The sequence below is a fragment of the Flavivirga jejuensis genome, assembly GCF_030540765.1.
GTDB lineage: Bacteria > Bacteroidota > Bacteroidia > Flavobacteriales > Flavobacteriaceae > Flavivirga > Flavivirga jejuensis.
Map to the genome: position 1 here is coordinate 1 of NZ_JAUOEL010000028.1, position 1,934 is coordinate 1,934.

Below are 1,934 nucleotides of genomic sequence, written 5' to 3' on the forward strand. Positions count from 1 at the left end.
GGGCTGTTTCTCTCCTATTACAGGAGATAGTTTCTACTGGGAAACACCATGGGTGTCCAATACTATTTTTGAAAGCTTCCTTTGTGATTTTAGTAAACAAAACCCTAGAGAACTTAAAATCATTTGTAATAAACCAAAAGTCTTTTTGTTCTCCTGTTTTAGTTTTTGCTACAATCAAACGAAAAGGGGTCTCTACCAATTCTTCTCTATAATGAATATTGCCTTTTTTGTTATGGATTGCTTTTCCCGTATAAAGTTGCACTTTACTATCTTTAATAAGCTTCAATTCTCCCAAATCTAAATCTTGACCTTGTTTGAGTAAAGATTGTAACTCTATGTGTTTACGGTTTTCTTTTGCCCTAACAATAAAAGTAACAGCATCATTGGTAAATGATTTCATTGTTCTTGTAGATTGAAGCCCTCTATCAATAACATAGATATTTTGATGGTGCGCCTCTTGTTTTGCGTGATCCATTATAACTTCAGGCAAGGCAGTATCTTCACTGGAATACTTTGATTTGGTAAAGACATTGGAACAACAGGGTAATAAACCATCAAAAGCCATACTGTATTTAACAGATTTCTTTCCGTTTTGATGATTGATCCCTTCCAACAATTTACTCGCAGCTTCACTAACCATGGAACTATCGACATGGATCAAATGATATTTTCCGTTATTCGTATTAGGGCAGGCATCATAAAACTGCTGGTAGACGCATTGATATATCTGACGGAAATAATCAGAATCAATTTTGGACAATCTTTCAGAAATGGAACTTCGTCTTATCGTTTCAGATTTATCTAAATCAAAAAGTGTTTTGAACAAAAAATCATTAAAAGTATCCTCTAGGGTACGTTGGCTAAGTTTCTCGTTCTCTAAAATACCATAGAGCAGTAGGTAGAACATTTTTTTGCCGTGGAGAACTTTGGTATAGTAATCAACTTTAGTAGTTAATGATAACTTGGATAAAAGAGCTTCTGGAATAACGCCCAATAATTGACTTACAGAAATTTTGTGACCTTTAAATACTGACATAACAAATTGATTATCAGTAAATAAGATACGAAAAATACATCAGAAAAACAAATTAAGAATCTGATAATCAAATGGTTAAACTGTTGTTTTCTGCCTCATAAAACAAAAAAAGTCGGAAGAAAAAATCTTCCGACCATGACTGCCCCCATACCCCCTTTTTTTCATTTCATTTCGTTTTTACTATACATAATTGTTGTTTTACAGACAATTCCGATAAAACAAAATCACTTTTAGCGAAATTATCGGTTCGCTTTTTTGGTAGCTTCATAAACCAAAGCGAAGGCATATAAAGAAAAAGCAATAGTATAAAGGAACAGGAATGGTTTTTAGATTAATTAGGTTAGAGTAGTTAAAAATTTAAACCTTCCTATCCCTTTCCTATTGGTAGTAAAATTACTATCAATAAAAAAATAAGATACTATTGGAATTAATTGATATACGTATAATATTTGTTTTAATTATCACTTTTTTGATATTCTCTGTTTTTGCTTAGGCAATAATAATGGCAATTGCTAAGGGGTTAAATTTTACTCAAAAATTTCTAATATATGCAAGTCCTATTATACCTCTTTTGGTATCTACACTTACTACATATGGATTAATAATAAAACACTATCCTACTTCATCTAAGAGATTGAATTTCAACAAAAAATAAACAATAATTAGGTGTTTAAAAACAAAATAATATATATTTACATACTCCTTTTTTAATTAATTACTCTAGCTTAAAAATTTTAATGGAATTTCAGCATAAGGATTTCTTATGTGAAATTTTGAATAACGGATAACTATTTATTATGGGTAGTGGACAGGAAAATGTGTTTTTACGGTTATGTTATGCATTGAGAGAACTAAAACGATCCAAACAAAGTACCATAATTTTAGGAGCAGGTTGTTC

1 protein-coding gene is annotated in these 1,934 nt (G+C 30.9%); it reads right to left on the reverse strand.

Translation table 11 applies throughout. From position 1 onward, the window contains the following. Positions 1–1,036: hypothetical protein (locus Q4Q40_RS24000; protein WP_303304593.1), on the reverse strand; the 1,036-nt coding region annotated here is incomplete at its 3' end. Between the last annotated feature and the right edge of the window lie 898 nt (positions 1,037–1,934).